The 511-nt window shown below is 60.3% G+C and carries 2 pseudogenes; both read left to right on the top strand.

The annotated features are described in order from the left end of the window. Positions 1–267: pseudogene (locus D3D02_RS18990) on the top strand (hypothetical protein); the annotation flags it as partial. Next, positions 264–511 (top strand): annotated as a pseudogene (locus tag D3D02_RS18985) (hypothetical protein); the annotation flags it as partial. The pseudogenes D3D02_RS18990 and D3D02_RS18985, both read left to right, overlap by 4 nt.

Genomic DNA, 511 nt, shown 5'->3' with positions numbered 1-511 from the left:
GACCCCCTCGATACTGTTCAGACCGACCTCAGCGGCAAGACGACAGTGACCTATCGCAGTTCGACACAGGCCGAAGGCACCTACGAACTGTTTGTCAACAAGACGAACAGTACCGTCTTCGACGCCGCGAAATACGAACCGGCGGACAGTGGCTCGTCGCCGGTCGCCGAAGAGGCGCTGTACGCCGTGAACGTGTCGTACGTCTACCAGACCGGCGAGACGTACGTCTCTAGAGAAGTTCGGGTCGCACCGGGTGAGATTACATGAGGCTTCGTTCGCGCTCGACCGCCCGCGGCGTTTCGACGGCACTCAGCTACGTTCTCACGCTGACTATCTCCGTCGTCCTCGTCTCTGGGCTGATGGTCGCCGCCGGCGGATTCGTCTCCGACGAACACGCCCGAGTCACCGAAACAGAACTCGACGTTATCGGAAACCGGTTGGCTGCTGGTATCGAATCGGTCGACTGCGTCGCATCCGACGGTGGAAAGACAAGCGTCAACGCGACGGTTCA

Source organism: Halobellus sp. Atlit-38R, from assembly GCF_003665925.1.
GTDB classification, from domain to species: domain Archaea; phylum Halobacteriota; class Halobacteria; order Halobacteriales; family Haloferacaceae; genus Haloquadratum; species Haloquadratum inordinatus.
Note: the sequence above shows the minus strand (reverse complement) of the source record. Positions and strands in the feature narration are given on the sequence as shown.